Origin of the sequence: Thiothrix sp. (assembly GCF_028714775.1) — a bacterium.
Classification (GTDB): domain Bacteria; phylum Pseudomonadota; class Gammaproteobacteria; order Thiotrichales; family Thiotrichaceae; genus Thiothrix.
Genome location: NZ_JAQTLS010000002.1, coordinates 265,505 through 289,683, shown reverse-complemented (window position 1 = coordinate 289,683; position 24,179 = coordinate 265,505). Strand labels below are relative to the sequence as shown.

General features: G+C 53.2%; 22 protein-coding genes. 9 read left to right on the top strand and 13 right to left on the bottom strand.

The window, feature by feature from the left end:
* Window positions 1–39 precede the first annotated feature (39 nt).
* Genes atpG through PHE17_RS02830 form a run of 7 tightly spaced genes read right to left on the bottom strand, consistent with a single transcriptional unit; the run spans window position 40 to window position 5,128 of the window.
* Entirely contained in the window at window positions 40–897 is an 858-nt protein-coding gene (gene atpG, locus PHE17_RS02860; RefSeq protein WP_301014303.1) for a F0F1 ATP synthase subunit gamma, read from the bottom strand.
* Between the two features lie 15 nt (window positions 898–912).
* The gene (gene atpA / locus PHE17_RS02855) at window positions 913–2,454 is read right to left on the bottom strand and encodes a F0F1 ATP synthase subunit alpha (protein ID WP_301014302.1); all 1,542 of its coding nucleotides are present in this window, start codon (window positions 2,452–2,454) and stop codon (window positions 913–915) included.
* A 27-nt stretch (window positions 2,455–2,481) separates the two neighbouring features.
* Complete coding sequence (locus PHE17_RS02850) at window positions 2,482–3,018, bottom strand: F0F1 ATP synthase subunit delta (RefSeq protein WP_301014301.1); 537 nt, start codon at window positions 3,016–3,018, stop codon at window positions 2,482–2,484.
* A gap of 11 nt (window positions 3,019–3,029) precedes the next feature.
* Window positions 3,030–3,500: a F0F1 ATP synthase subunit B gene (locus PHE17_RS02845; protein WP_301014300.1), complete on the bottom strand. Its 471-nt coding sequence runs from the start codon at window positions 3,498–3,500 to the stop codon at window positions 3,030–3,032.
* 43 nt (window positions 3,501–3,543) lie between these two features.
* Complete coding sequence (gene atpE, locus PHE17_RS02840) at window positions 3,544–3,831, bottom strand: F0F1 ATP synthase subunit C (protein WP_210219344.1); 288 nt, start codon at window positions 3,829–3,831, stop codon at window positions 3,544–3,546.
* A gap of 49 nt (window positions 3,832–3,880) precedes the next feature.
* Complete coding sequence (gene atpB / locus PHE17_RS02835; protein ID WP_301014299.1) at window positions 3,881–4,735, bottom strand: F0F1 ATP synthase subunit A; 855 nt, start codon at window positions 4,733–4,735, stop codon at window positions 3,881–3,883.
* A 42-nt stretch (window positions 4,736–4,777) separates the two neighbouring features.
* Window positions 4,778–5,128 (bottom strand): ATP synthase subunit I, encoded by a 351-nt coding sequence (locus PHE17_RS02830; RefSeq protein ID WP_301014298.1) that lies wholly within the window; start codon window positions 5,126–5,128, stop codon window positions 4,778–4,780.
* A 94-nt stretch (window positions 5,129–5,222) separates the two neighbouring features.
* Between PHE17_RS02830 and PHE17_RS02825 the strand changes: the two genes are divergently transcribed.
* Entirely contained in the window at window positions 5,223–5,747 is a 525-nt protein-coding gene (locus PHE17_RS02825; RefSeq protein WP_301014297.1) for a thioredoxin fold domain-containing protein, read from the top strand.
* A gap of 24 nt (window positions 5,748–5,771) precedes the next feature.
* On the opposite strand, the gene PHE17_RS02820 is transcribed toward PHE17_RS02825, so the two are convergent.
* Entirely contained in the window at window positions 5,772–6,518 is a 747-nt protein-coding gene (locus PHE17_RS02820; protein ID WP_301014296.1) for a LytTR family DNA-binding domain-containing protein, read from the bottom strand.
* A gap of 7 nt (window positions 6,519–6,525) precedes the next feature.
* A complete protein-coding gene (locus PHE17_RS02815; protein WP_301014295.1) occupies window positions 6,526–7,572 on the bottom strand; it encodes a histidine kinase in 1,047 nt (348 codons plus the stop codon).
* A gap of 241 nt (window positions 7,573–7,813) precedes the next feature.
* On the opposite strand from PHE17_RS02815, the gene argH reads away from it, so the two are divergent.
* The gene (gene argH / locus PHE17_RS02810) at window positions 7,814–9,214 is read left to right on the top strand and encodes an argininosuccinate lyase (RefSeq protein WP_301014294.1); all 1,401 of its coding nucleotides are present in this window, start codon (window positions 7,814–7,816) and stop codon (window positions 9,212–9,214) included.
* A gap of 48 nt (window positions 9,215–9,262) precedes the next feature.
* On the opposite strand, the gene lspA is transcribed toward argH, so the two are convergent.
* Window positions 9,263–9,781, bottom strand: a complete 519-nt coding sequence (gene lspA, locus PHE17_RS02805; protein WP_301014293.1) for a signal peptidase II — start codon at window positions 9,779–9,781, stop codon at window positions 9,263–9,265.
* On the bottom strand, window positions 9,774–12,590 hold the full coding sequence (gene ileS / locus PHE17_RS02800; RefSeq protein ID WP_301014292.1) for an isoleucine--tRNA ligase: 2,817 nt from the start codon (window positions 12,588–12,590) through the stop codon (window positions 9,774–9,776). Before ileS ends, lspA begins: the two co-directional genes overlap by 8 nt.
* A 194-nt stretch (window positions 12,591–12,784) precedes the next feature.
* Between ileS and PHE17_RS02795 the strand changes: the two genes are divergently transcribed.
* The 5 genes from PHE17_RS02795 to hflX all read left to right on the top strand — a co-directional run bounded on the left by PHE17_RS02795 (window position 12,785) and on the right by hflX (window position 19,033).
* Entirely contained in the window at window positions 12,785–14,572 is a 1,788-nt protein-coding gene (locus tag PHE17_RS02795) for a serine protease (protein WP_301014291.1), read from the top strand.
* Complete coding sequence (mutL, locus tag PHE17_RS02790; protein WP_301014290.1) at window positions 14,572–16,401, top strand: DNA mismatch repair endonuclease MutL; 1,830 nt, start codon at window positions 14,572–14,574, stop codon at window positions 16,399–16,401. Before PHE17_RS02795 ends, mutL begins: the two co-directional genes overlap by 1 nt.
* Window positions 16,401–17,327 carry a tRNA (adenosine(37)-N6)-dimethylallyltransferase MiaA gene (miaA, locus tag PHE17_RS02785; RefSeq protein WP_301014289.1) on the top strand — a complete coding sequence of 309 codons (927 nt, stop codon included), beginning with the start codon at window positions 16,401–16,403 and terminating at the stop codon, window positions 17,325–17,327. Before mutL ends, miaA begins: the two co-directional genes overlap by 1 nt.
* Before the next feature lie 156 nt (window positions 17,328–17,483).
* Window positions 17,484–17,714 carry an RNA chaperone Hfq gene (hfq, locus tag PHE17_RS02780; protein ID WP_028490436.1) on the top strand — a complete coding sequence of 77 codons (231 nt, stop codon included), beginning with the start codon at window positions 17,484–17,486 and terminating at the stop codon, window positions 17,712–17,714.
* 26 nt (window positions 17,715–17,740) lie between these two features.
* On the top strand, window positions 17,741–19,033 hold the full coding sequence (hflX, locus tag PHE17_RS02775) for a ribosome rescue GTPase HflX (protein ID WP_301014288.1): 1,293 nt from the start codon (window positions 17,741–17,743) through the stop codon (window positions 19,031–19,033).
* Here hflX and PHE17_RS02770 read toward each other — a convergent pair.
* Window positions 19,030–20,637 carry a flotillin domain-containing protein gene (locus PHE17_RS02770; protein ID WP_301014287.1) on the bottom strand — a complete coding sequence of 536 codons (1,608 nt, stop codon included), beginning with the start codon at window positions 20,635–20,637 and terminating at the stop codon, window positions 19,030–19,032. The two genes, hflX and PHE17_RS02770, sit on opposite strands and share 4 nt — an antisense overlap.
* 145 nt (window positions 20,638–20,782) lie before the next feature.
* Between PHE17_RS02770 and lipA the strand changes: the two genes are divergently transcribed.
* Window positions 20,783–21,724: a lipoyl synthase gene (gene lipA, locus PHE17_RS02765; protein ID WP_301014286.1), complete on the top strand. Its 942-nt coding sequence runs from the start codon at window positions 20,783–20,785 to the stop codon at window positions 21,722–21,724.
* Window positions 21,725–21,730: 6 nt separating this feature from the next.
* Here lipA and PHE17_RS02760 read toward each other — a convergent pair whose 3' ends face one another.
* Entirely contained in the window at window positions 21,731–23,161 is a 1,431-nt protein-coding gene (locus PHE17_RS02760; protein WP_301014285.1) for a hypothetical protein, read from the bottom strand.
* Between the two features lie 230 nt (window positions 23,162–23,391).
* Here PHE17_RS02760 and PHE17_RS02755 point away from each other — a divergent pair, with 230 nt between their 5' ends.
* Entirely contained in the window at window positions 23,392–24,171 is a 780-nt protein-coding gene (locus PHE17_RS02755) for an ATP-binding protein (RefSeq protein WP_301014284.1), read from the top strand.
* Window positions 24,172–24,179 lie beyond the last annotated feature (8 nt).

The following is a 24,179-nucleotide window of genomic DNA, read 5'->3' as shown; positions in this document are numbered from 1 at the left end:
TATTCAGTACCTCACTAAAATTTAAAATCCGTAACAGCCTTAGACAGCCGCAGCACCTGCAACGATCTCGGAAATTTCCTGGGTGATTGCCGCCTGACGCGCCTTGTTGTAGATCAGCTTCAAATCGCTAATCATCTTACCGGCGTTGTCGGAGGCGCTCTTCATCGCAACCATCCGCGCTGCCATTTCACAGGCAACGTTTTCAACAGCGCCTTGGTAGACCAGCGATTCAATGTACCGCTGCATCAACGCATCAATAACTTCTTTCGACTCAGGTTCGTAGAGATAGTCCCAATGGTGCTTGATTGAATCCACCGCTGAGGCAACCACCGGGATGAGCTGTGTCACCTGCGGTTTTTGCGTCATGCTGTTGACGAATTCATTCTCGACCAAGAAAAGGCGATCAATGCGGCCTTCCTCGTAAGCATCCAGCATTACCTTGATTGTACCGACCATATCCGCCACTTTTGGGGCATCGCCCATGTGGGTTTTCTGGGCGACAATCCCATAACGGCGGAAAGCAGCAGAAGCTTTAGCACCGAAAACGCAGATGTCGACTTCAACATCCTGCTTTTTCCATTCCACAATGCTCTGCAACGCTTTCTTGAACAGGTTGACGTTCAAACCACCACACAAGCCACGGTCAGAGGACATGATGATGTAGCCAACCCGTTTCACGGTTTCGCGTGTCTGGGTATAAGGATGTTTGTACTCAAGATGACCATTTGCCAAGTGACCAACCACTTGGCGCATTTTGTCAGCATAAGGACGGCTAGCTTTCATCCGGTCTTGCGCACGGCGCATTTTGGATGCAGCAACCATCTCCATTGCCTTGGTAATCTTCTTGGTATTGCCGATACTCTTGATCTGGCTCAGTATTTCTTTACCACCTGCCATAGGAATAACCTCCCATTACCAAGTGTTTTTCGACTTGAAAGTTTCCAGTGCTTTTTTCATTGCACTTTCAATCTCGCCGTTGAAATCACCTTTTTCGTTGATCTTGTCCAACAGAGCTTTCTCAGAAGAACGCAGGTAGCTCAGCATTGCTGCTTCAAAATCCACGATTTTCTTCGCGTCTACGTCGTCGAGGAAACCCTCGTTCGCTGCGTACAGGGAGAAAGCCATTTCTGCTACGGACAGCGGGGAGAATTGCGGCTGCTTCATCAGTTCGGTAACGCGCTGACCACGAGCCAAGGACTTACGAGTGCCTTCGTCAAGGTCAGAAGCGAACTGGGAGAACGCTGCCAATTCACGGTACTGAGCAAGCGCCAAACGCACACCACCACCGAGTTTCTTGATGATCTTGGTTTGTGCAGCACCACCGACGCGGGATACTGACAGACCTGCGTTGATCGCAGGACGGATGCCCGCGTTGAACAGGTCACTTTCCAAGAAAATCTGACCGTCAGTGATCGAGATAACGTTGGTTGGAACGAATGCAGAAACGTCACCACCTTGGGTTTCGATGATTGGCAGAGCGGTCAATGAACCTGTCTGGCCTTTCACAGCACCTTTGGTGAATTCTTCAACGTATTCCACGTTAACGCGAGCCGCACGTTCCAGCAAACGGGAGTGCAGGTAGAAAACGTCCCCTGGGTATGCTTCACGACCCGGTGGGCGGCGCAACAACAAGGAAACTTGACGGTAAGCCCAAGCCTGCTTGGTCAAGTCGTCGTATACGATCAGGGCATCTTCACCACGGTCACGGAAGTATTCACCCATGGTGCAACCCGCGTAAGGCGCGAGGTACTGCATGGAAGCCGGATCAGCAGCAGTTGCCGCAACCACGACGGTGTATTCCAGTGCACCGTACTCTTCGAGTTTGCGTACTACGTTGGCAACGGAAGACGCTTTTTGACCAACCGCAACGTAAACGCATTTTACGTTTTTGCCACGTTGGTTGATGATCGCATCGACTGCTACCGCAGTTTTACCCGTTTGGCGGTCGCCGATGATCAATTCACGTTGACCACGACCGATTGGAACCATGGAGTCCAGTGCTTTGACCCCTGTTTGCACAGGCTGGTCAACGGACTTACGTTCGATAACGCCCGGTGCTACACGCTCAATCGGTGCGAAACCGTCGTTGTCGACAGGGCCTTTACCATCAATCGGGTTGCCCAGTGCGTCAACGACGCGCCCCAGCAAACCACGACCGTGTGGCACTTCCAAAATACGGCCAGTACATTTTACGGTGTCGCCTTCAGTGATACCTTTGTAATCACCAAGGACAACCGCACCGACGGAATCACGTTCCAAGTTCAAAGCCAGACCGTAAGAACCGTTGGAGAATTCGATCATCTCACCGGACATTACATCGCCAAGCCCGTGAAGGCGGACGATACCATCCGTAACGGAGACAACCGTACCCTCAGTGCGAGCTTCAGCGCCAGACTCGAAGCTGCTGATGCGCTTCTTGATCAGATCACTGATTTCAGTTGGGTTAAGTTGCATATGCTATTCCTCAATTATCGGCTGGGCTTAACGCGCCAACGCCGCCTTCATATCTTTCAGCCTGCTTTGGATTGAGCCATCAATCACCAAGTCACCTGCGCGAACAATCGCACCACCCATCAGGGCTGGGTCAACTTTAGTGACGAGCTTAATCTCACGTCCCAAGCGTTTTTGGAGTGCCGCAGCAATGGTCTGCTGCTGGTCATCGCTCATTTCCTGTGCAGAAATAATTTCCGCTTCAATTGCACCTTCCGCTTCCGCCTTCATTTGTTCAAAGAGGGTGGAAATTTCAGGCAACAACGTGAAACGGTCATTCTCTGCCAGTGCCTTGAGCAGATTACGGCCTTGGTCGTCGAGTGCATCACCTGCAATCTCGCCGAACACTTCCGCTTTCTGTTCTTTGGTCATACGAGGATGAGCCAACAAGGCAGATGAACCTTCAGCCGCGACGACCGCAGACATGGCTGCCAGTTGCGCTGACCATTCGGTCAGTTTCCCGGCTTCCTGCGCCATCTCAAACACCGCACGGGCATAAGGACGGGCAGCGGTTGTCAAATCAGACATGGTTCACCACCTTAAATTTGCGCAGCCAATTCATCCAATGCTTTTGCGTGAGCAGCCGCATCAATTTCCTTGCCAAGAATTTTCTCCGCACCAGCAACTGCCAAAGCAGAGACTTGGGTACGCAGCGTTTCACGCGCACGTGAAACTTCCTGTTCGATGTCCGCTTGGGCAGCGACTTTCACGCGGCCTGCTTCTTCAACAGCAGCATTCTTAGCTTCGTCAACGATTTCGCTGGCACGCTTTTGCGCTTGGCTAACGATTTCGGCAGCCTCAGCTTTGGCCTTTTTCAGTTCATCCAATGCGTGTTTGCGGGCCAATTCTTCTTCGTGTTTGCCTTTTTCGGCAGCGGCGAGACCATCGGCGATACGCACCTTACGGTCTTCCAACACTTTCAGCATCGGCTCCCACAACACGCCCTTGACGAACCAGACCAAGATCGAAAAAACGATCATCTGACCAATCAGGGTTGCAGTTACGTTCATGTTAACCTCCGAATGTTAGTAACAACGTTTAACAGTCGGTAAATTAACCAGCACCCATTGCAGCTTTAGCAGCGCCGATGAACGGGTTAGCAAAGATGAACCACATGGAGATACCCAGAACGATCATTGGGAACGCTTCCATCAAACCGCCGGTGAACAGCATTTGACCAGTCAATTGCGCACGCATTTCAGGTTGGCGAGCGATGCCTTCGATAAATTTAGAACAGATCATACCCCAGCCCAGTGCGGAACCCAGACCAGCAGCCGCGAGGATAATGCCAACGCCAACGGCGGTGTAGGAATAGATCATTGCAACAGCTTGTGCATCCATCGTGAAATCTCCGAAAAGTTAAAAATCAAAAAAGTAAAAATCGAAAAGCTTAATGGTGTTCGTCGTTCTGGCTAGCCAATCCCAAATACACAATTGTCAGCAGCATGAAGATGAATGCCTGCAACGGAACAACCAGCATATGGAAAATCGCCCAGAGTGAACCCAACGCAATTTGTGCAGGCATCGCCCAGACTGAGAATGCCAACAACGCGATCAACAGGAACAGCAATTCGCCCGCAAACATGTTTCCGAAAAGACGAAGGCCGAGACTGACAGGTTTCGCAACTTCTTCAATCGCCGTCATGATGATATTGACAGGCATCAGGTAAGGGCCAAACGGGTGGAACAGGAACTGTTTGATGTAGCCAACCAAGCCTTTGTGCTTGATGTTGTAGAAAATGATCAGTGCGAACACAGAAAGTGCCAGTGCAAACGTGGTATCCAAGTTGGTGGTTGGCACGACTTTCAGGTAAACATGGTGAGGATCAGCGCCGAACAGGGAACCGATACCGCCCGCGATGGCTGGTAACAGGTCAGCAGGCAGGAAGTCCATGGAGTTCATGAGCAGAACCCAAACAAAGATAGTGATCGCCAACGGCCCGATCAAACGGTCAGCACTCGGAAAAATATCCTTGACCTGCTGGTTGACGAACTCGACAACGGTTTCCGCGACGTTTTGCGCCCCGACAGGCTTGTCTGGGCTAAGATTCTTACCAACTTTCCAAGCAAAGAAAGCAAATAAACCTGCGAGTAGCGCACTGAACAAGAAAACATCGACGTGGAATACGCTGAAGTCAACAATCTTGACTTGCTCACCGTGTTCAACGCCAACGCTCCAGTTGGTCAGATGGTGCTGGATGTACTCGACAGGATTTGAGATTGCTGGCGCGTTAGACTCGCTCACAATTCACCCCGTATTACAAAGTTAAAAAATTCTTTGCTGGAATCACCCGGCTTGGCGGGTTCCCATCAGCATATAGGCCAGTTGCGCGATCATAAATGTACCTAACAAGGGAACCGGGGCAAGCTTCAAAAAGCCTAGGCCGAACCCTAACGCAACCAACACAAACACAAACCGTTGTACTACGCCAAAATACAAAGCATTCACGCTCTGCTGCGGACTTGTTTTCGCTATCTCACCTGCCTGCGCAACGCGCCGGGATAGCAGCATGGTATTTGCCAGCGCAATCGCCCCACCATAGAATGCAGGAAGCAACGCGACATCACCTTGATAGAACCGCGATACGGCGATACCCGCCAATATCAGGATTGCTTGAATGATAAGTACGCTGCGCATCTGCTCCTTGTCGTGGGCTGGTCAAGCCTTAGTCGCCAATTTGGGGTGGAGTATAAAGATATACTAATATAGGGTCAACCACCGGATGAAACACATGATACCTACCAACCGTAATCGCTTGCAATATCTATTGTCGACATTATTGCTTTTATTGCTCTTGCCCGCAAGTGCTTGCAAGGGTACTGACCAGATAGCCGAGACCTATGATTTCCGGGCACTCGGAGAGGAAATGCGCACCCAAAAGCTGCCATTACTGCTGGCCTTCCGCGCCGACTACTGCAAATACTGTCGACAATTAGAAGACGAATACCTAAAGCCCATGAAACAAAGCGGCAAGTATGCCGAACGCATCCTGATCCACCGTTTCACCCTAGACTACAGTGGGGACATTACTGACTTCAATGGGAAAAAGCTAGATGCGAATGAATTTTCCGCACGCTATAAAGCTTCCATCACCCCGACGCTGGTGTTTGTGGATGCGGATGGGAAAGAAATTGCGGAAGCACTGGTAGGCTACAATAGCCCTGACTTTTACGGGGCTTATCTGGAAAACGCCATCGACACGGCTTACAAAGCCATGCAGACTGGGAATGAGGCAAAAAATGGCGGCGCACCCTAGGGAAACACCGCCCAAGAAAAAGACTTAACGGTTACGGACAAAACGGCGCACTTCCGCCAGATGACGGCGGCTGACCTCCAATTGGTCTTTCACATTGTCCAACACCACTTGGGTGCGCCCAATGGAAGACTTGGACAGGCCGGAAATAGCCGTTTTGGACACCAAGGCATTGCGGTGGATGCGGATAAAGCGGTCAGCCAGATCAGTTTCCAGTGATTTCAGCGATTCCTCAATGATCACCTCGCCCTTTTTGTGGCGCACGGTGACGTATTTCTGATCAGCTTGGAAGTACACCACTTCCTCAATCGGGATCAACTCAAGGTTCCCACGCATCCGCGCACAGATGTGCTTGCGTGACAGCATATTCCGGCCATCACGGCTATCCAGCGCTTCAAGGCGCTGGGCACGGTTCAGTGTGCGGGCTTGTTCCAGACTTTGTAATAATTGTTCTTGTCTAATCGGTTTCATAAGATACCCTGTTGCTTTTGTTGAAAAGGCTTCTAAAGCATATTCACCATACGCTGTGGTGAATATGACGGCTGGCGGGCTGTCCATGCCAGACATGTGCCGCGCTGCTTCCAACCCATCCATAGCAGGCATGGAGATGTCCATCAGCACGATGTCCGGCAAGTAACGTTCCGCCATCATCACAGCCTCGACCCCGTTTTCGGCCTCGGCACAAACTGCATAATCTACTTGGCTCGCCAGCAACCCCTTAATCCGCTCGCGGGCATATTCTTCGTCATCAACAACCAAAACTTTCAATGTCATGATTCTTCTACTCCTTGGGGATGGAAAATGAGACCCGGTACTGCTGGGCGTTTTTCTGTATTTTCAGGTTTGCCCGGTCGCCGTAGGCAAGGCGCAAGCGGTTAACCATGTTTTCCTGAGCAATATGGTTCCCTTTTTGATGTGTGCTGATGCCCGATGGGGGTAACGGGTTCGTCACGGAAACATCCAGACGATCACCAGCGTCATACAAACTCACTGTCAATAAGCCGCCATCCAAGCGTGGCTGGATGCCGTGATACACCGCATTTTCCACCAATGGCTGCAATAAAAATGGTGGCATATCCATATCCAACGGCAAGCTGTTGCGATCCATATCCAGCTTGACCGTCAAGCGGCGCTCACCCAAACGCAAGCCTTCCATGCGCAAATACGCGAGCGTCAACTCTAACTCTTCTTTGAGTGCAATCCGCGACCGCTTGTCGAGCGTAAGGCGCATAATATCGGCTAAGTCCAATAACGCGGCTTCCGCCTTGTTCGGATCAATGTGTACAAGGTGGGCAATGGTGTTCAGGCTGTTGAATAAAAAGTGCGGGCGCATCCTCGCTTGCAGCGCGTCGTACTTGGCAGCCGAATCCGCTTCAACCGTTTCTTCCCATTGGCTATGGATATAAAAATAGCGCAACAACACTGACATGATGACCAGACTGATCACCAGATTTTTGAAAATGAACAGCGCATGTGTCACTAACGTCCCGAGCACATCGCCATGATCACCGGAAAGCAACACGCCCAACACTGAGGCCAATAAGGTAAATCCCGCGACTGTCGCCAACACAATACTGGTGGAGGCGAAAACAGTTGGTTTATTGAGCAGACGACCAACGAAACACAAGGTAAAAATTGAGGCTAACGCCACCCATTGCACAAACAACGAGTACAAACCTAGATTGACGAAGAAGTCACCCATGTCTGACGCTACCGTGAGCGCCAAGACAACTGCCAAAAGTTCAGCACCCAGCACGGCACGCAACAACACCTGCGGCACACACAACACGGGCAAGTAACTCAATATTTTTCCATTCAATGACGGCATTTTGTGCTCTCAATCAGGAAACGTTCAACGGGCGTTGAAGCGTCCTACCCTGATTCAGTTTAAAAAGTTTATTTTTTTTGTTATTCCCTGACCTGCACCCGCAGGCTGAGCATTTCCCTATATACTATCCGCAACCGCCGTTGTGCAGGCACACCGTTGAAGTTGCGTTTTTAATTCTTCCACAATGTGATAATGTCTGGCAACTTTTTTTAGCAACTTGATGAAAAATCAACACTAACACATGAGCCAACAGCAACAAGATACCACCAAGGACAAACCTTGGGGCGGACGTTTCAGCGAATCCACCGACGCTTTCGTCGAAGAATTTACCGCGTCCATCAACTTTGACAAACGTTTGTACAAGCACGACATCCAAGGATCACGCGCCCATGCACGAATGCTCGGCAAAGTAGGGCTATTAAACACCAGTGAAGTTGAACAAATCCTGAGCGGATTGGACGCCATTGAACAAATGGCAGACAAAGGCGAGCTGGAATGGAAGGTTTCGCTGGAAGATGTCCATATGAATGTGGAAGCCCGCCTGACCGACCGCATCGGCATCGCCGGCAAAAAGTTGCACACCGGGCGTTCACGCAATGACCAAGTTGCCACCGACGTGCGCCTGTGGCTGCGTGAACAAGTTGATGGCATCAGCCACGAGTTACGCCGCCTGCAACGCGCCCTCGTGGACTTAGCGGAACGCGAAGCCGACACCATCCTACCCGGCTTCACCCACTTGCAAGTTGCCCAGCCGATCACCTTCGGACATCACATGCTGGCGTGGTTTGAAATGCTGCAACGCGATTTCGAGCGCCTGCAAGACTGCCGCAAACGCATCAATATCATGCCACTGGGTGCGGCGGCGCTGGCGGGCACAACTTACCCCATCGACCGTAATTATACGGCGGAACTGCTGGGTTTCGAGCGCCCCGCGCGTAATTCATTGGATGCTGTTAGCGACCGGGATTTTGCCATCGAATTCAGCTCTGCCGCTGCATTGATCATGATGCACCTGTCGCGCTTTTCGGAAGAATTGGTGCTGTGGACTTCTGCACAGTTTGATTTCATCCGCCTACCTGACCGCTTCTGCACTGGCTCGTCGATCATGCCGCAGAAGAAAAATCCAGATGTGCCGGAATTGGTTCGCGGCAAAAGTGGGCGCGTGTTCGGGCATCTGTTTGCGCTACTGACGTTGATGAAAGGCCAACCACTGGCTTACAACAAAGACAATCAGGAAGACAAAGAACCGTTATTCGATACCGTAGACACCCTGCTGGGCAGCCTACGGGCATTTGCCGACATGATGCCGCACGTACAACCTAAAGCGGAACGGATGCGCCAGTCAGCCATGCAGGGCTTCTCCACGGCAACGGATTTGGCGGATTACTTGGTGCGCAAAGGCTTGCCGTTCCGCGATGCCCACGAAGTCGTCGGCAAGGCGGTTGCTTTGGGCGTGGAAACCGGACGTGATTTGAGCGAAATGCGTTTGGAAGAATTGCAGGATTTTTCCGCTATCATCAGCGCCGATGTATTTGAAGTGCTAACGTTGGAAGGCTCCGTGGCAGCACGCAACCACTTGGGCGGCACTGCGCCGGAACAGGTGAAGCTGCAAGTGAAAATTGCACGGGAATTATTGGCGTAACCCCCCACCCTAACCCTCCCCCGCAAGGGGTGAGGGAACAAGAAGGGATTAATCCATCTGATCTGAGAACAAGCTCAAGAGCACCAGCAGCACTGCCCCGCCGGTAATAGCCATATCAGCAACGTTAAACGTGGCGAAGTGGTAATTCTCCATCACCATTGGAATGTCGAAATAGACATCAATAAAGTCAATTACCTTGCCATACATCAGCCGGTCAACCAAGTTACCGATGGCCCCCCCCAGCACCAGCGACAAACCCACCGCCGTCCAAGTACGGGTCTTGTTCAACTTGCGCAGCCAATTGATGATGAAAAAGCTAACAACGATGGCTAACAGCGCAAAAATCCAACGTTGCGCCCCGCCCATGTCCGCCAAAAAGCTGAACGCTGCCCCAAAGTTATACGATAGGGTCATGTTCAAATGCGGAAAAACAACCACAGGTTGCCCAAGTTCCAGATTGGCTTCAGCTTGCCATTTCGCCAACTGATCCATCACGATAACCACGGCAGACATCCACAACCAGCCAATCATGCCAGTTTGTGCTGAAAGGGAACGAAAACTACGCATAATGACGTGCCTCACCTGCACCTTCAATATTATCAATACAACGTCCGCACAGCTCAGGATGCTCCGCATGACTGCCCACATCATCGCGGTGATGCCAGCAGCGGACACATTTCCCGCGCTCAGAACGGCTTACACGCACAAAGACGTGCTCCATCACTTCGACCGCATCTTCCGGCAAATCTGCCAAATCGTGCAAACGCGCTGCCGAAGTAATCAGGACAAAACGTAACTCTTCACCCAATTTCACCAGCGGGTCAGTGCCGGGTTCACGGATGTCCTTGCGGTAGTAAATGTCGATTTCGGCATCCAGCCCTGCGCCAATTTTGCCCGCCCCGCGCACTTCTTCCAATTGCTTGCTGACCAGTTCACGCAAAGCCAGCACCGCACTCCATTCATTGCCGGACAGCTTGTCAGACGCATCCAGTGTAAACAACCCATCATACCACTGGGTGAACAAGACATATTCCGCCTTTTCACCCGGCATGTTCTGCCAGATTTCTTCCGCCGTAAAGCTCAGCACCGGATACAACCAACGCACCATCGCATTGAGGATGTGCCACGCGGCAGTCTGTGCGGAACGCCGCCCACGGCTACCTGCCTGCATCGTGTACTGGCGGTCTTTGGTGATGTCGAGGAACAAGCTGCCCAATTCTACCGTGCAGAAATTCAACACTTCCTGTGCGATCAGGTGGAATTGGAAACGGTCGTAAGCCGACAGTACTTTCGCCTGCACTTGCGCGGCTTGATCGACAGCCCAACGGTCGAGTGCCAGCATATCAGCGGGCGCTACCAAATCGGTCGCCGGGTCGAAGTCATTCAAATTCGCCAACAAGAAACGCGCGGTATTACGGATGCGGCGGTAAGCATCGGCGGTGCGCTTCAAAATTTCGTCGGAAACCGACATTTCACGGCTGGAATCGGTCGCTGCTACCCACAAGCGCAGGATGTCCGCCCCCAGCTTGCCGGTCACTTCTTGCGGCGCAACGATATTGCCCTTGGATTTGGACATTTTCTCGCCCTTCGCATCCACCGTGAAACCGTGGGTCAAGACGGTGCGGTAAGGTGCTTCGCCGCGTGTACCGATGGCAGACAGCAAGGACGATTGGAACCAACCGCGATGCTGGTCGGAACCTTCCAAATACACATCCGCCGGGAAGCGCAGGTCAGCACGGCGCTCCAACACCGACGCATGGGTCACGCCGGAATCGAACCACACATCCAGCGTGTCTTTCACCTTGTCGTAATGGGCAGCATCCGCCCCCAGCAATTCTTGCGGCTCTAAGCGGAACCACGCATCAATGCCTTCTTGCTCAATGCGCATGGCAACCGTTTCAATCAGCTCGGCGGCTTGCGGGTGCAATTCGCCCGTTTCTTTATGCACGAACAACGTGATCGGCACGCCCCAGTTACGTTGACGTGAAATACACCAATCCGGGCGGTTTTGCACCATACCTTCGATCCGCGCTTTGCCCCAATCGGGAATCCACTTCACGCCTTGGATTGCTTCCAGCGCTTTGGCACGCAACCCGTTTTGATCAAGGCTGATGAACCATTGCGGGGTAGCGCGGAAAATCAGCGGGGTTTTATGCCTCCAGCAATGTGGGTAACTGTGGCGCAGCTTGTCAGCTTTCAGCAGTTTGCTACGCTCTGTCAGCACTTCCAGCACATGCGGGTTGGCTTTGTGTACAGATTCACCTGCGAACAATTCGGTATTTGGTAGGAAACAACCATCACCGCCGACCGGATTATCCACCGGCAGACCGTATTTCATGCCCACCACAAAGTCTTCCTGACCATGACCGGGAGCCGTATGTACTGCACCCGTACCGGCATCGGTAGTTACGTGATCACCGAGGATCACCGGAACCTGACGTGCATAAAAAGGGTGTTGCAGCATCAGCCCTTCGAGCTTGTCGCCCATGCAGCGGGCAATGATGCTGTATTCCGTAATACCAACACGCTGAAGGACGGACTCGTACAAGGCATCCGCCAGCACTATGCGCTCATCGGCAGTTTGCACCACCACGTATTCCAACTCAGGGTTTAAGGCAACCGCTTGGTTGGCAGGCAATGTCCACGGGGTTGTCGTCCAGATCACGATGGCGATTGCGCCTTGCCCGGCAGCTTGCGGCACACGCGCCAGCAAGTCGGCTTCATCCGCCACGGTGAAACGCACATCAATGGAGAAGGATGTTTTGTCCGCGTACTCGACTTCCGCTTCCGCCAAGGCAGAACCGCAATCGGTACACCAATGCACAGGTTTCGCGCCCTTGTGCAGATGCCCATTGGCAGCAATACGCCCCAACGCCCGCACAATGTCAGCTTCGGTTTGGAAAGCCATCGTCAGGTAAGGGTTTTCCCAATCACCCAACACGCCCAGCCGTTTGAAGTCTTTGCGTTGCAGGTCAATCTGTTCGGCGGCGTATTCGCGGCAGGCTTTGCGGAATACAAATGCATCCACCTTGTCGCCCGCCTTACCGAGCTTTTCTTCCACCTTCAGCTCAATCGGCAGGCCGTGGCAGTCCCAACCCGGCACATACGGGGCGTCGTAACCGCTCAAGGTTTTACTCTTAACAATGATGTCTTTGAGGATTTTATTGACGGCGTGCCCGATATGGATGCTGCCATTGGCATACGGCGGGCCATCGTGCAGGATGAATTTGGGACGGCCTACGGCATGTCCGCGCAATTGCTGGTAAAGCTGGCGGTTTTCCCACGCTGCCAGCATCCCCGGCTCACGCTTGGCAAGGTCGCCACGCATGGGGAAATCAGTGGTTGGCAAGTTAAGGGTATGCTTATAGTCCGTCATCATTTCATCCTGTTGTCTTCGTCTGGCTTCTGCTCTGCCTCAAGCGGCGAAGAATACCAAGTTTTGCCTTAAAAACCGATACATTACCGTCAGATTAAAGTGTTTTCACTTTAGTCTTGGGATACGTTATAGTGCCGTGAATTATATTTTTCTCGCTCTCAGGGCTACGATTATTTCATAAAGGGACTCGTTAAATGCGCCAAACAATCATTATACCAGCCGCTATATTTTGCCTCGGCCTTGCCAGTTCACCCAACTTGTTGGCTGAAATTGACGTTCACCCACCTGTCACCGAAGCGCAACCAGCCACCACCCAACCTGCACCACCCGCAATACCGGGCAATGCAGCGCCACAGGAAGGCCGCACGCCAAAACCAGCCCCTGAAACGAGCGTAGTCCTGCCGCTGCCTGATACCACCGCTACCGCCAGCACAGACACCCAAAACGGCAATGACCCCCGCGAAAAAATCAAAAACGCTGTGGTCAAAGTTTACATTGTCCAACACACTTACGAAGCGCTTTCCCCGTGGAATTCCGACTCGCAAAAAGGCTCCGGCTCTGGCTTGATCATTGAGGGCAACCTGATCCTGACCAATGCCCACGTGGCTGCGGATGCCACTTTCCTTGAAGTGCAACGCCACAGTGAAACCAAGCGCTACGAAGTGGAAGTGGTCTACATTTCCCACGAATCCGATTTGGCGCTGTTACGCACCAAAGACCCCAGCGCCTACAAAGACGTGCAGCCACTGTCACTCGGCGACCTGCCAAAAATGCAGCAGCAAGTCGAGGTCTACGGTTTCCCAATTGGCGGCAACACCTTGAGCGTGACACGCGGCGTGGTTTCACGTATCGAAAAGCAAAATTACGTCCACACCGGCGAAAACCTGATTGCCGCACAAGTCGATGCCGCCATTAACTTTGGTAACAGCGGTGGCCCGGTCATTTCTGACGGCAAAGTGGTCGGGGTGGCGATGCAATCCACATTCCTCACCGAAAACATCGGCTACATGATCCCTACCCCCATTATCCGCCACGTACTGGATGATGTAAAAGACGGCAAGGTTGACGGTTACGGTTTCCACGGCTTCCTCACTCAGTCGATGGAAAACCCGGCAATGCGCCGTAAATATGGCCTCAGCGAAGACCAAACCGGCATGTTGGTACACAAGGTTTACAAAAATTCCCCAGCAGACGGCAAGATCGAAATCGGCGACATCGTGACCGAGATTGATGGGCATAAAATCGAAAACAACGGCACGGTGGAATTCCGTCCCGGTGAATTCATCGACCATACCCATTACATCGACATGCATCAGATCGGCGACAACCTGAAACTCAAGGTCATCCGCAAAGGGCAAACCCAAGAAGTGGCCTTGCATCTGGCAAAACCGGGCAAAGAATACCTGCTGGTCAAACCCACGCAATACGACAAACAGCCTAGCTATTTCATCTTTGGCGGCTTTGTGTTCATGCCATTGAACCAGAACGTGATTGACGCGCTGGAAGCCACCCCTGCCCGCATCGGTGCGCTCACCTATGAGTCCCCGGATGAAAACCGCAGCGAAGCAGTTATCATGACCAAAGTCTTACCAGCGGACATCAACAAAGACTACCACCATGACACCAACTTGCTGATTGAAAAGGTCAACGGGGTTGCCGTGCACAACTTCCGCGACTTCGTTGAAAAAATGCAGGCGGCAACGGATGACTTTACTACCCTGACGGCCTCCGATGACTATCAAGTTATCATTGACCGCAAAGAGGCCGTTACCCGCCAGCCGGACATCCTGAAACAATACGGCGTCAGTGCTGACCGCTCTAAAGATGTGGAAAATCCAGCGGCAACCGCAACGGCATCCTCCACTAGCGTTGCCCCGCCACCAGCACCAGCAGCGCCCGCCGCCGCGCCAACGGCAGCGCCTGCACCAGCAGCCGTACCGGCGACACCTGTTGTGCCTGACGCGCCAGCTCCCCATAACTGATGCCGATACGCCAGCTTCCTCACCACCTGATTAACCAAATCGCCGCAGGCGAGGTCGTTGAACGCCCCGCCTCGGTGGTGAAGGAATTGCTGGAAAACGCCCTTGATGCCGGTTCCACTCGCATCGGCATCGACATCGAACAAGGCGGCATCAAACGCATCCGCATCCGCGACAACGGCGGCGGCATTCCCCGCGACGAATTGGCACTCGCACTCAGCCGCCACGCCACCAGCAAGATTGCCAGTTTGGATGATCTGGAACAGGTCAGCACCTTGGGCTTCCGGGGTGAAGCCTTACCCAGCATCGCCTCGGTTTCCCGCTTGGCCTTAAGCTCACGCCACACCGAAGCCGAACAAGGCTGGCAACTCTACGGCGACGGGCAGGAAGTGTTCGGCGAACCGGAACCCACCGCCCATGCCACTGGCACAAGCGTGGATGTCGCCGACCTGTTTTTCAACACCCCCGCACGACGCAAATTCCTCAAGACTGAAAAAACCGAATTCGGGCATATCGAAGAGATGGTGCGCAAAATGGCACTGAGCCGCTTCGATGTCGGTTTCGAGCTGAACCACAACCAGAAAAACACCTTACGTTTATCGCCAGCGGCTGACCGCACAGGTGCTGAACGGCGTATTGGCGAAATCTGCGGCAGCGCCTTTGCGGAACAGAGTGTTTATCTGGATTACGATGCAGCGGGGCTGCGGCTGTGGGGATGGGTTGGGCTACCGACATTTTCACGCTCACAGCCGGATTTGCAATATTTCTACGTCAACGGGCGTAATGTGCGGGATAAGCTGATTACCCACGCAGTACGACAAGCGTATCAGGACGTGCTGTATCACGGGCGGCATCCGGCTTTCGTGCTGTTTCTGGAACTGAACCCACAACTGGTGGATGCCAATGCGCACCCGACCAAGCAGGAAGTGCGTTTCCGCGAAGGGCGTTTGGTGCATGATTTCTTGTTCCGCACCTTGCATCAGGCAATTGCGGATATTCGACCGGGGGATGAGGCGGGCGCACCGACACAGATTCCAGCACAAGTCGCGCCTGAACCGTCGCCCCCCCATCCCGAACCGCCAGTTACCCAACCGTATCGCCCGGTTTATCAAGTACAGCATCAGCAACGTTTGCAGATGCCCGTGCGGGAACAAATGGCAGCTTACCAACAGTTGTATCAGCCAGTTATTCCTGTGGAAGCCCGTAAGCCGGACGTTAGCTCGACACCCCAAGCAGATGCCGACGACATTCCGCCCCTCGGCTACGCCATCGCCCAACTGCACGGCGTTTACGTGCTTGCGCAGAATGCCAGCGGCTTGGTGATCGTCGACATGCACGCCGCCCACGAGCGCATTACCTACGAATACCTCAAACAAAGCATGACGGAAGACGCCATCCGTTCGCAGCCGTTGCTGGTTCCGGTCAGCCTCAACGTCAGTAAAAAGGAAGCGGATTACGCCGAACAACACGCGGACACTTTCCACGCCCTTGGCTTTGAACTCAACCGTCTGGGCATGGAAAAACTCACCATCCGCGCCGTTCCCAGCCTGCTGAAAGAGTCGGACACGGAAAGCTTGGTACGCGACGTGCTCGCCGACCTAATTACCCACGGTTCCAGCCAGCGCATCCACAATGCCATGAACGAAATTCTGGCGACGATGGCCTGCCACGGCTCAGTACGCGCCAACCGCCGCTTGAGCACCCCCGAAATGAATGCCCTACTGCGCGACATGGAACGCACCGAACGCAGCGGGCAATGCAACCACGGTCGCCCGACGTGGACACAGCTTTCCCTTGACCAAATCGACAAACTGTTTCTGCGTGGACGCTAATGGATAAAGCCATTTGCATCATGGGGCCGACTGGCACGGGCAAAACCGACCTTGCCGTGGAATTGCGCAAACATTTCCCGGTGGAGATCATCAGCGTCGATTCCGCACTGGTCTACAGGGGCATGGACATTGGCAGCGCCAAACCGGATGCGGAAACGCTCAAGCAAGCGCCGCACCGCCTGATTGATTTCCTTGACCCTTCCCAGCCCTACTCGGCGGCAGACTTCCGCAACGATGCCCTGCGCGAAATGGCGGAAATCACCGCGCAAGGCCGCATCCCGCTGCTGGTGGGCGGAACCATGCTCTACTTCCGCGCCCTCGAATACGGCCTGTCGCAATTACCGGAAGCTGACCCCGACATCCGCGCCCAACTGGAGGCCGAAGCCGCCGAACACGGCTGGCAAACCTTGCATGACCGGCTGGCACAAATTGACCCAATTGCAGCGGCACGCATCCACCCCAACGACCCGCAACGCCTGCAACGCGCACTGGAAGTTTACGCCCTAACCGGCAAATCCATGACCGAATTACAGCAAGCAGCATGGCACGAAGCTTGCCCCTACCGGCTATTAAAAATAGCCTTGATTCCCGAAAATCGGGCGTGGTTGCACGAGCGGCTGGCGCTACGCTTCGACCAGATGCTGCAACAGGGCTTGCTTACAGAAGTCCAAGCGCTTTTTTCGCGCCACGATCTGGACACGCGCCTGCCTGCTATCCGCGCAGTCGGTTATCGGCAAGTTTGGGATTATCTAAATGGAAAATTGGACTACACTCAAATGCGTGATCGTGCTATTGTCGCTACGCGGCAGCTTGCTAAACGCCAAATGACTTGGTTACGTTCCGAAAAGGATATTTCAGTGTATAATCCCCAGCAATGTAACCTTTCATCGCTTATCGGCAACGTTTCAACGTTTATTGGCGGATAAAAGGATATGTCCGACAAAGTGACGTTCTTGCGAGACGATAAAACTGATAAGCTTTTAGGCGTCGAAGGAAAGAAGCGACTGGCTCACAACCAACCCCTACTTAGTTGTGAGACCATAACAACCACAAACCCGAGAATATATTTTTAGGAGAAGCTCATGTCGAAAGGGCACACATTACAAGAACCCTTCCTTAATGCTCTGAGAAAGGAACGGATTCCAGTCTCCATCTACCTTGTCAACGGTATCAAACTGCAAGGTCATGTAGAATCTTTTGACCAGTTCGTCGTCTTGCTGGGGAACACGGTCAGCCAGTTAGTCTATAAACACGCCATTTCCACCATCGTGCCTGCCCGCCCTATCAAGTTGGCATTGGCTCCAGAAGAATAAGCGTCAAAAACTAGGAAGATTGCCGATTGGAACTGTTTGAGCGCCCAGAGGGCGGTGAAAATGCGATCCTCGTTCAAATCAGTTTCAATGCGGCAAAGTCCTCGCAAGATGAGACGGAATTCATCGAACTAGCTGATTCGGCTGGCGCTCAAGTGGTCGGTTTTGTCAGTGGATCACGCCAAAGCCCCGATCCCCGCTACTTTGTCGGCACTGGTAAAGCGCAAGAAATCCGTGAGTTACGTGAAGCTCACGAAGCCAATCTGGTCATTTTCGACCATTCCCTTTCCCCTGCCCAAGAACGCAACCTAGAAAAGCTGCTGCAATGCCGTGTGCTAGACCGCACTGGCCTGATCTTGGACATTTTCGCCCAACGCGCCCGCAGCCACGAAGGCAAACTTCAGGTCGAACTGGCACAGCTAAAGCACCTTTCCACCCGCCTCGTGCGCGGCTGGACGCACCTTGAACGCCAAAAAGGCGGTATTGGGATGCGCGGCCCCGGTGAAACGCAGTTGGAAACTGACCGCCGCCTGATCGCCGAACGCATCAAGCAAATCAACAAGCGCCTAGAAAAAGTACAAAACCAGCGCGAGCAAGGTCGCCAGTCACGTAAGAAAGCCGAAATCCCCACCGTCTCGCTGGTCGGCTACACCAACGCGGGCAAATCCACGCTCTTCAACGCCCTCACCCAAGCGGGTGTTTACGTTGCTGACCAACTGTTTGCCACCCTTGACCCGACCCTGCGGCAAGTACAACTCCCCAACCAGCAAGAAATCATTTTGGCAGATACCGTCGGTTTCATCCGTCACCTGCCACACGATCTGGTCGTCGCGTTCCGCTCCACCTTGCAGGAAACCGTTGACGCTGACCTACTGCTGCACATCATCGACAGCCACGATGAGCAACTGGAGCTTTACCGCGAACAGGTCAACAAAGTCATTGCCGAAATCGGCGCGGAAAACGTGCCGCAAATTGAGATCATGAACAAGATCGACCTCGGTGGACAAATGCCACACATCGAGGAAGGCACGGGCGCAAACCCGACGCGCATTTACGTTTCCGCGCAAAATCATCTGGGGCTGGATTTACTGCTGGATTACTTGGGCAACTACTTTGCTGGGCACATGTTCCGGGACGTATTAACCCTACAACCCAAGCACGCCCGCTTACGCGCCAAGCTGTATGCAGACAAAGCCATCCAGCAAGAAAGCATCACGGATGAAGGAAATTTCAGCCTAAACGTGGCGATTGACCGGCGACGACTGGATCAGCACCTGCGGGAAGAAGGCATCGCACTCGACGTGCTACACCTTTCCAGCTAATCGCGCCCTTCCCAATCATCATCGTCATCCTGCGGCTCTGGTTCTTCACGTTCCTGCGCTGGCGTTGGCGGACGCTTTTTCTCCGTATCAGCGGAAGGCTTCTTCCCTTCCCCGCGCATTTCCTCACGCAAACCGCTGGTTAGGTCGTGGATGGAGTGGCCTTTCAGCCCCACTTCCCCCAGCAGTGATTCAATCAGCGGAACCTGCGCCCGGTAACGCAAAGCGCTATCCACCACTTGATCTGCCAGACTGCTGCCGCCACTGCCATTACCGCTGCCTGAGCCGGAATCGCCATTCCCGGAGCCACCACGCCCACCGCCCATCGCGTTGTTCAGCCCGTCAATGTGCATGATTTTGATGCCTTCGATGTTCTCGATGGGGCGCACACTTTCGCGGATGATGTTGGGCAACTGCTTGACGATTTCCAGCTTGACCTGCATGGAAATCTGCTCGTTGGAAAGCAGGTTGGAAGCCTCATTCAAGGCACGCTTGCCCGCCGCTTCGATCTCGTAACGGATTTTCGCCGCGCCTGCCGCGAGCTTTTCCACTTCGGCATTGGCTGTGGCAATGATGGTTTGGCGACGCGCTTCTTTCTCGGCACTGATCAGCTCGACAATACGGCTGCGCTCGGCTTCGGCACGTTCGCGGGCGGTGCGGATTTCTTCGGAAATCTTCTCGAACTCGGCTTTGACCTTGTTGGTTTCAATCCACGCTTGGGAAACTTCACGCTCCAACTGTGCCTGCTGGATGTTGACCGTTTGCTGGGCGCGTTCGATCAACAATTCCTTTTCAAAATTGATTTCTTCGATTCTGCGTTGGGTTTCGGCTTCGTTTTCGGCTTTTTGACGCTTGCGGTCGTTCTGCATGACCGTTTCTTCGTAATCGAGCTTTTCCTTCTGGATGCGGGTTTCCAAGTCTTTTTTCTTGATCGCCAATTCGGTATCACGCGCCGTGGTGTTGCGGATGTTGTCGTTGTTGGATTTGATCTTCTCCAACATGGTCAAACCTTCCGCATCGAAGGCATTGGTCGGGTCAAAAAAGCTTTTATCCGTCTGGTCGAGCCGTGTCAACGAAGCCGACACCAGTTCCAAGCCGTTCTTGCCAAATTCTGGGCCTAGCGCCTCTTCCACGTTGCGTTCAAAATCGGCGCGTTTCTGGTGCAACTCATTTAACGTCAGGGCTGCCGCTGCCGAACGCAAAGCCGCAACGCATTGCGCTTCAACCAATTCCTGCACGCTTTCGGGGTGCATGGTCTTCTCCCCCAATGCCCCGGCGGCAACAGAAATGGCACTGGGTTCCTGCCCAACGCGCACCAAAAAGACCGTCATGACATCAACCCGCAACGGGTCTTTGGTCAGCAAGGCATGTTCATTTTCGCGGGTAATTTCAATCCGAAACGTCTTCATGTTGATGGGGGTAATGTTGTGCAACACCGGCAACACGAATGCCCCACTGCTCACAATGACCTTCTCGCCGCCCATGCCCGTGCGCACGTAAGCCGTGTCTTTTTGCGCCCGCTTGTAAAACGAGGTCAGCAGCATGAAAGCCAGCGCGGTGAGTACGACGATGAAAGCTGAGACGTAAATATAATAATCGGATAACATGCAAAATCCTCAAATGCCTGATTTCTCTCAACACGCATTGATTATACGCACGAATTAAACAATATGCGCATCAGGGTTTAAGCACACACAAGCATTTACGCTTATAATGTGTCGACAATCCGCCAAATGAGACTGCCAAGAAATCATGGAACGCAAAGAACCCGGTCACAAAGAGCGCGGCGCTGACAAGGTAGCCCGCATCCCCATCAAAGTGGAACCCACTACCGAATTCCGCCGCAAACCCGCGTGGATCAAGGCCAAAGCCCCCACCACGCCGGAAGTGAAACGCCTGAAAGCAATCCTGCGCGAGCAAAAACTGCATACCGTATGCGAGGAAGCCGCTTGCCCTAACTTGGGCGAATGCTTTAGCCACGGCACGGCGACTTTCATGATCATGGGTGACATTTGTACACGTCGCTGCCCATTTTGCGACGTTTCCCACGGAAAACCGTTGCCACTGGACGAAAATGAACCAGAAAACATGGCAAGCACGATTTTGGCAATGGGCTTGCGTTACATTGTCATCACTTCGGTTGACCGCGATGATTTGCGTGACGGCGGGGCGGAACATTTCGTCAAGTGCATCCAAAAAGCCCGCGAACTTAGCCCACACCTGAAAATCGAAATCCTCACCCCTGATTTTCGAGGACGCATGGAAATTGCCTTGCAAACCCTCGCCACCGCGCTGCCAGACGTGTTTAACCACAATATGGAAACCGTGCCGCGCCTGTACAAGCAATCACGCCCCGGCGCGGATTACGCCTATTCGCTGGAATTGATCCGCGAATTCAAGCAGCGTTTCCCGCATGTCCCCACCAAATCCGGGCTGATGCTGGGTTTGGGCGAAACCAAGGAAGAAGTGATCGCTACCATGCAGGACTTACGCGCCCACAACTGCGACATGCTGACACTCGGGCAATACCTGCAACCCAGCCGCCACCATTTGCCGGTTGACCGTTTTGTGACGCCGGATGAGTTTGCCGAGTTGGCGGAAATCGGCAAGGCGATGGGCTTTGCACAGGTTGCTAGCGGGCCGATGGTACGTTCGTCGTACCATGCTGACCAGCAGGCAGCACCCGTCCTGTAACCGGGCTTACGGCAACGCCGCTGCGTAACGCTGATCCGGCCCCAGCAAAAACGCCGCCGGAGCCAGCAAGCTGTCCGGGCTGTTGCGCATCCCCATGCGGATGAACACCATGACTTTCTGGGTCATACTTTCCGCCGGGTTCAGCACGTAGCAATCGGCATCGCGGCGGTACATCAGCACCCCGCTTTGGATCAGCATCGCCAGCAAAGTTTTCAGGCGCGGCTCTTCCTCGATGGTTTCAAATGGGATGCCGACTTGCTGTTCCTCACCTTCCAAATGCAGTGGCTGGATGAAACCGATCAGGGTACGCAGCGGTTCAGCCGGGTCTTCGTCATCCGCCGAAGCCATTTGGCTACCGACTAACAAGCGGGTGGCGAAAGTCTGCATTTCTGGCGAATTGAGCGGAATTTCGTGCTTGTATTGCTGATAGCCCGGTGCTTTGCTGAACTGGAACGCTGCCTCTTTACGCAGGTGGAACAGGCGCATAAAGAACAACATGGTATTCAGCAGCCCATCATAGATTGCTTGGAAAAACGGCTTGCCGGGGCTGAGCAGGTAATAACGCACAATCCCTAAGAACAGCGCCACCAAGTCGAACACGCCCGCCCAAATGATGCCCACGATCACTTGGATGGAATAGGTTTTCGGCTCCAGCAAGGTTGCCATCGCCCGATCAACCGGATTCTGTAAGCTGCCCAGATCATGTTTGATCATACTGGTCAGCGCTTCTTTGCTTGTCTCCGTATTTGTGGAGGAACGCAGTTTGGAAATTTCCACCAGCAAACCGTCGCGCACCACGTCATCACCGGAAGCTGCCAGTTTTTGGTTCACTACCCCTAATTGTTCCCGCAGCACCTTGAAATTATCCTGCGCCACTGCCAATTGGGAACGTGCCTGTTCGTAGTCATCCACTTTGCGGTAATAGGCAGGGCCTTTACCCGGCCCCAGACCGGAACGCCCACCGCTGCGGCCTTCCTCATCCATCAAGCGTTTGGTTTCTGTCACTTTCGCTTCGGAATCACGCAAAAATTGCTGTTCCGCCGACTGCACATCGCTCAAGGTAGTGGTAATCGTGGCCTTCATGCCAGTATCAACGGTGTAGACCGTGTTTTTCCCCGGCAAACTGCTGTTATAGATGTAGGTGTAAGCGCTCAAGGTGGAAAGCAGCAATGCCGCCGCATACACCACGATCAGCGAAATCTTGCCCAGCCCGTGTACAAACGGGAACGCCAACAGCGAAATCGCAATCGCAAACTGGACTGCCACCGCAAACAGGATGGCGTACACTTGCTCTTCCAGATACAGGTAAGCTCCCGAATAGGTAAAAATGCCATTTGCCGCCGTCAAAAAGAGGATGACAGCCGCAATCAGCATATTGATTGCCGAGAGCTTAAAGCTCTTCGCTGGCGTGGCGCTGGGTGCGTTTTGTGGTTTCATGCTATAAAAATCTCCTCGCGGTTGCCTTCGCAATTGGAATATTAGGCTTTACTAATAGTCGAAAAGCTTGTTTACCACAGTCCCACGCAAATAGATACCCCTTGATTATCTATCAGCCTATAACAAAAAAAAGCCCCACGGTCAGAAAGCAGCAGAAAAGTCTTGCGTAAACAGCTAAACTCAGCGGTTGGATTACCTATATTGGCGGTACATCACCCAAGGGAGTTACGATGGCTTTCGGCAAACTAACAATTGACTGGCGCAGCACCATTGCAGCGGTATGGCGCTCTAACCGGCATTTCCTTAAACCCATAACCAATGTCGATTTGGTGAACCCAGACACCCTGCTCGGCCTTGATGAACAGAAAGAAGCCATTTTCCGCAACACTGAAAACTTCCTGCGCGGAAAACCCTCCAGCCACACCCTGTTGTGGGGCGCTCGTGGCGTGGGCAAATCGTCGCTGATCAAGGCGGTGCTGACCCGTTACCATACTTACGGCTTGCGCATGATCCAAATCCCTAAGGATGACCTGCACCTGTTGGTCGACATTACCGATGAGATCATGGATTCCCACAACCGTTTCATCATTTACTGCGACGACCTGACCTTTGAGGAAAGCCGTGGCGAATACCGGATGCTGAAAAACACCATGGAAGGCACGCTGGAAAAGCCGCCAGCCAATGTGTTGATTTACGCTACCTCCAATTGCCAGCAGGTCATGCCTGAAAAAATGTCCGGCGAAGAAAACACCACTATACCCACGGATAGTGAACTTCAGCTCGCCATTAGTGCCGAAGGTAAAGTTTCGCTTGCCGACCGTTTTGGCCTGTCGTTACCGTTCCCACTGATGGGCAAAGAAACCTATCTGGAAATTGTCGACAAGCTATTCAAAGGGCGCGTACAAGACATGGCGCTGTTGCATGAGGAAGCCCAAACCTTTGCCATGGAACGTGGTGGCTATAGCGGGCGGACAGCGCGGCACTTCTTTAACCATTGCCATTTCTCATAACAGGTGGG

What these genes read in the sequence shown, in the direction of transcription:
- atpG (WP_301014303.1), bottom strand. Translation starts at nt 897, where the DNA reads ATGGCAGGTGGTAAAGAAATACTGAGCCAGATCAAGAGTATCGGCAAT.
- atpA (WP_301014302.1), bottom strand. Translation starts at nt 2,454, where the DNA reads ATGCAACTTAACCCAACTGAAATCAGTGATCTGATCAAGAAGCGCATC.
- PHE17_RS02850 (WP_301014301.1), bottom strand. Translation starts at nt 3,018, where the DNA reads ATGTCTGATTTGACAACCGCTGCCCGTCCTTATGCCCGTGCGGTGTTT.
- PHE17_RS02845 (WP_301014300.1), bottom strand. Translation starts at nt 3,500, where the DNA reads ATGAACGTAACTGCAACCCTGATTGGTCAGATGATCGTTTTTTCGATC.
- atpE (WP_210219344.1), bottom strand. Translation starts at nt 3,831, where the DNA reads ATGGATGCACAAGCTGTTGCAATGATCTATTCCTACACCGCCGTTGGC.
- PHE17_RS02830 (WP_301014298.1), bottom strand. Translation starts at nt 5,128, where the DNA reads ATGCGCAGCGTACTTATCATTCAAGCAATCCTGATATTGGCGGGTATC.
- PHE17_RS02825 (WP_301014297.1), top strand. Translation starts at nt 5,223, where the DNA reads ATGATACCTACCAACCGTAATCGCTTGCAATATCTATTGTCGACATTA.
- PHE17_RS02820 (WP_301014296.1), bottom strand. Translation starts at nt 6,518, where the DNA reads ATGACATTGAAAGTTTTGGTTGTTGATGACGAAGAATATGCCCGCGAG.
- PHE17_RS02815 (WP_301014295.1), bottom strand. Translation starts at nt 7,572, where the DNA reads ATGCCGTCATTGAATGGAAAAATATTGAGTTACTTGCCCGTGTTGTGT.
- argH (WP_301014294.1), top strand. Translation starts at nt 7,814, where the DNA reads ATGAGCCAACAGCAACAAGATACCACCAAGGACAAACCTTGGGGCGGA.
- lspA (WP_301014293.1), bottom strand. Translation starts at nt 9,781, where the DNA reads ATGCGTAGTTTTCGTTCCCTTTCAGCACAAACTGGCATGATTGGCTGG.
- ileS (WP_301014292.1), bottom strand. Translation starts at nt 12,590, where the DNA reads ATGACGGACTATAAGCATACCCTTAACTTGCCAACCACTGATTTCCCC.
- PHE17_RS02795 (WP_301014291.1), top strand. Translation starts at nt 12,785, where the DNA reads ATGCGCCAAACAATCATTATACCAGCCGCTATATTTTGCCTCGGCCTT.
- mutL (WP_301014290.1), top strand. Translation starts at nt 14,572, where the DNA reads ATGCCGATACGCCAGCTTCCTCACCACCTGATTAACCAAATCGCCGCA.
- miaA (WP_301014289.1), top strand. Translation starts at nt 16,401, where the DNA reads ATGGATAAAGCCATTTGCATCATGGGGCCGACTGGCACGGGCAAAACC.
- hfq (WP_028490436.1), top strand. Translation starts at nt 17,484, where the DNA reads ATGTCGAAAGGGCACACATTACAAGAACCCTTCCTTAATGCTCTGAGA.
- PHE17_RS02770 (WP_301014287.1), bottom strand. Translation starts at nt 20,637, where the DNA reads ATGTTATCCGATTATTATATTTACGTCTCAGCTTTCATCGTCGTACTC.
- lipA (WP_301014286.1), top strand. Translation starts at nt 20,783, where the DNA reads ATGGAACGCAAAGAACCCGGTCACAAAGAGCGCGGCGCTGACAAGGTA.
- PHE17_RS02760 (WP_301014285.1), bottom strand. Translation starts at nt 23,161, where the DNA reads ATGAAACCACAAAACGCACCCAGCGCCACGCCAGCGAAGAGCTTTAAG.
- PHE17_RS02755 (WP_301014284.1), top strand. Translation starts at nt 23,392, where the DNA reads ATGGCTTTCGGCAAACTAACAATTGACTGGCGCAGCACCATTGCAGCG.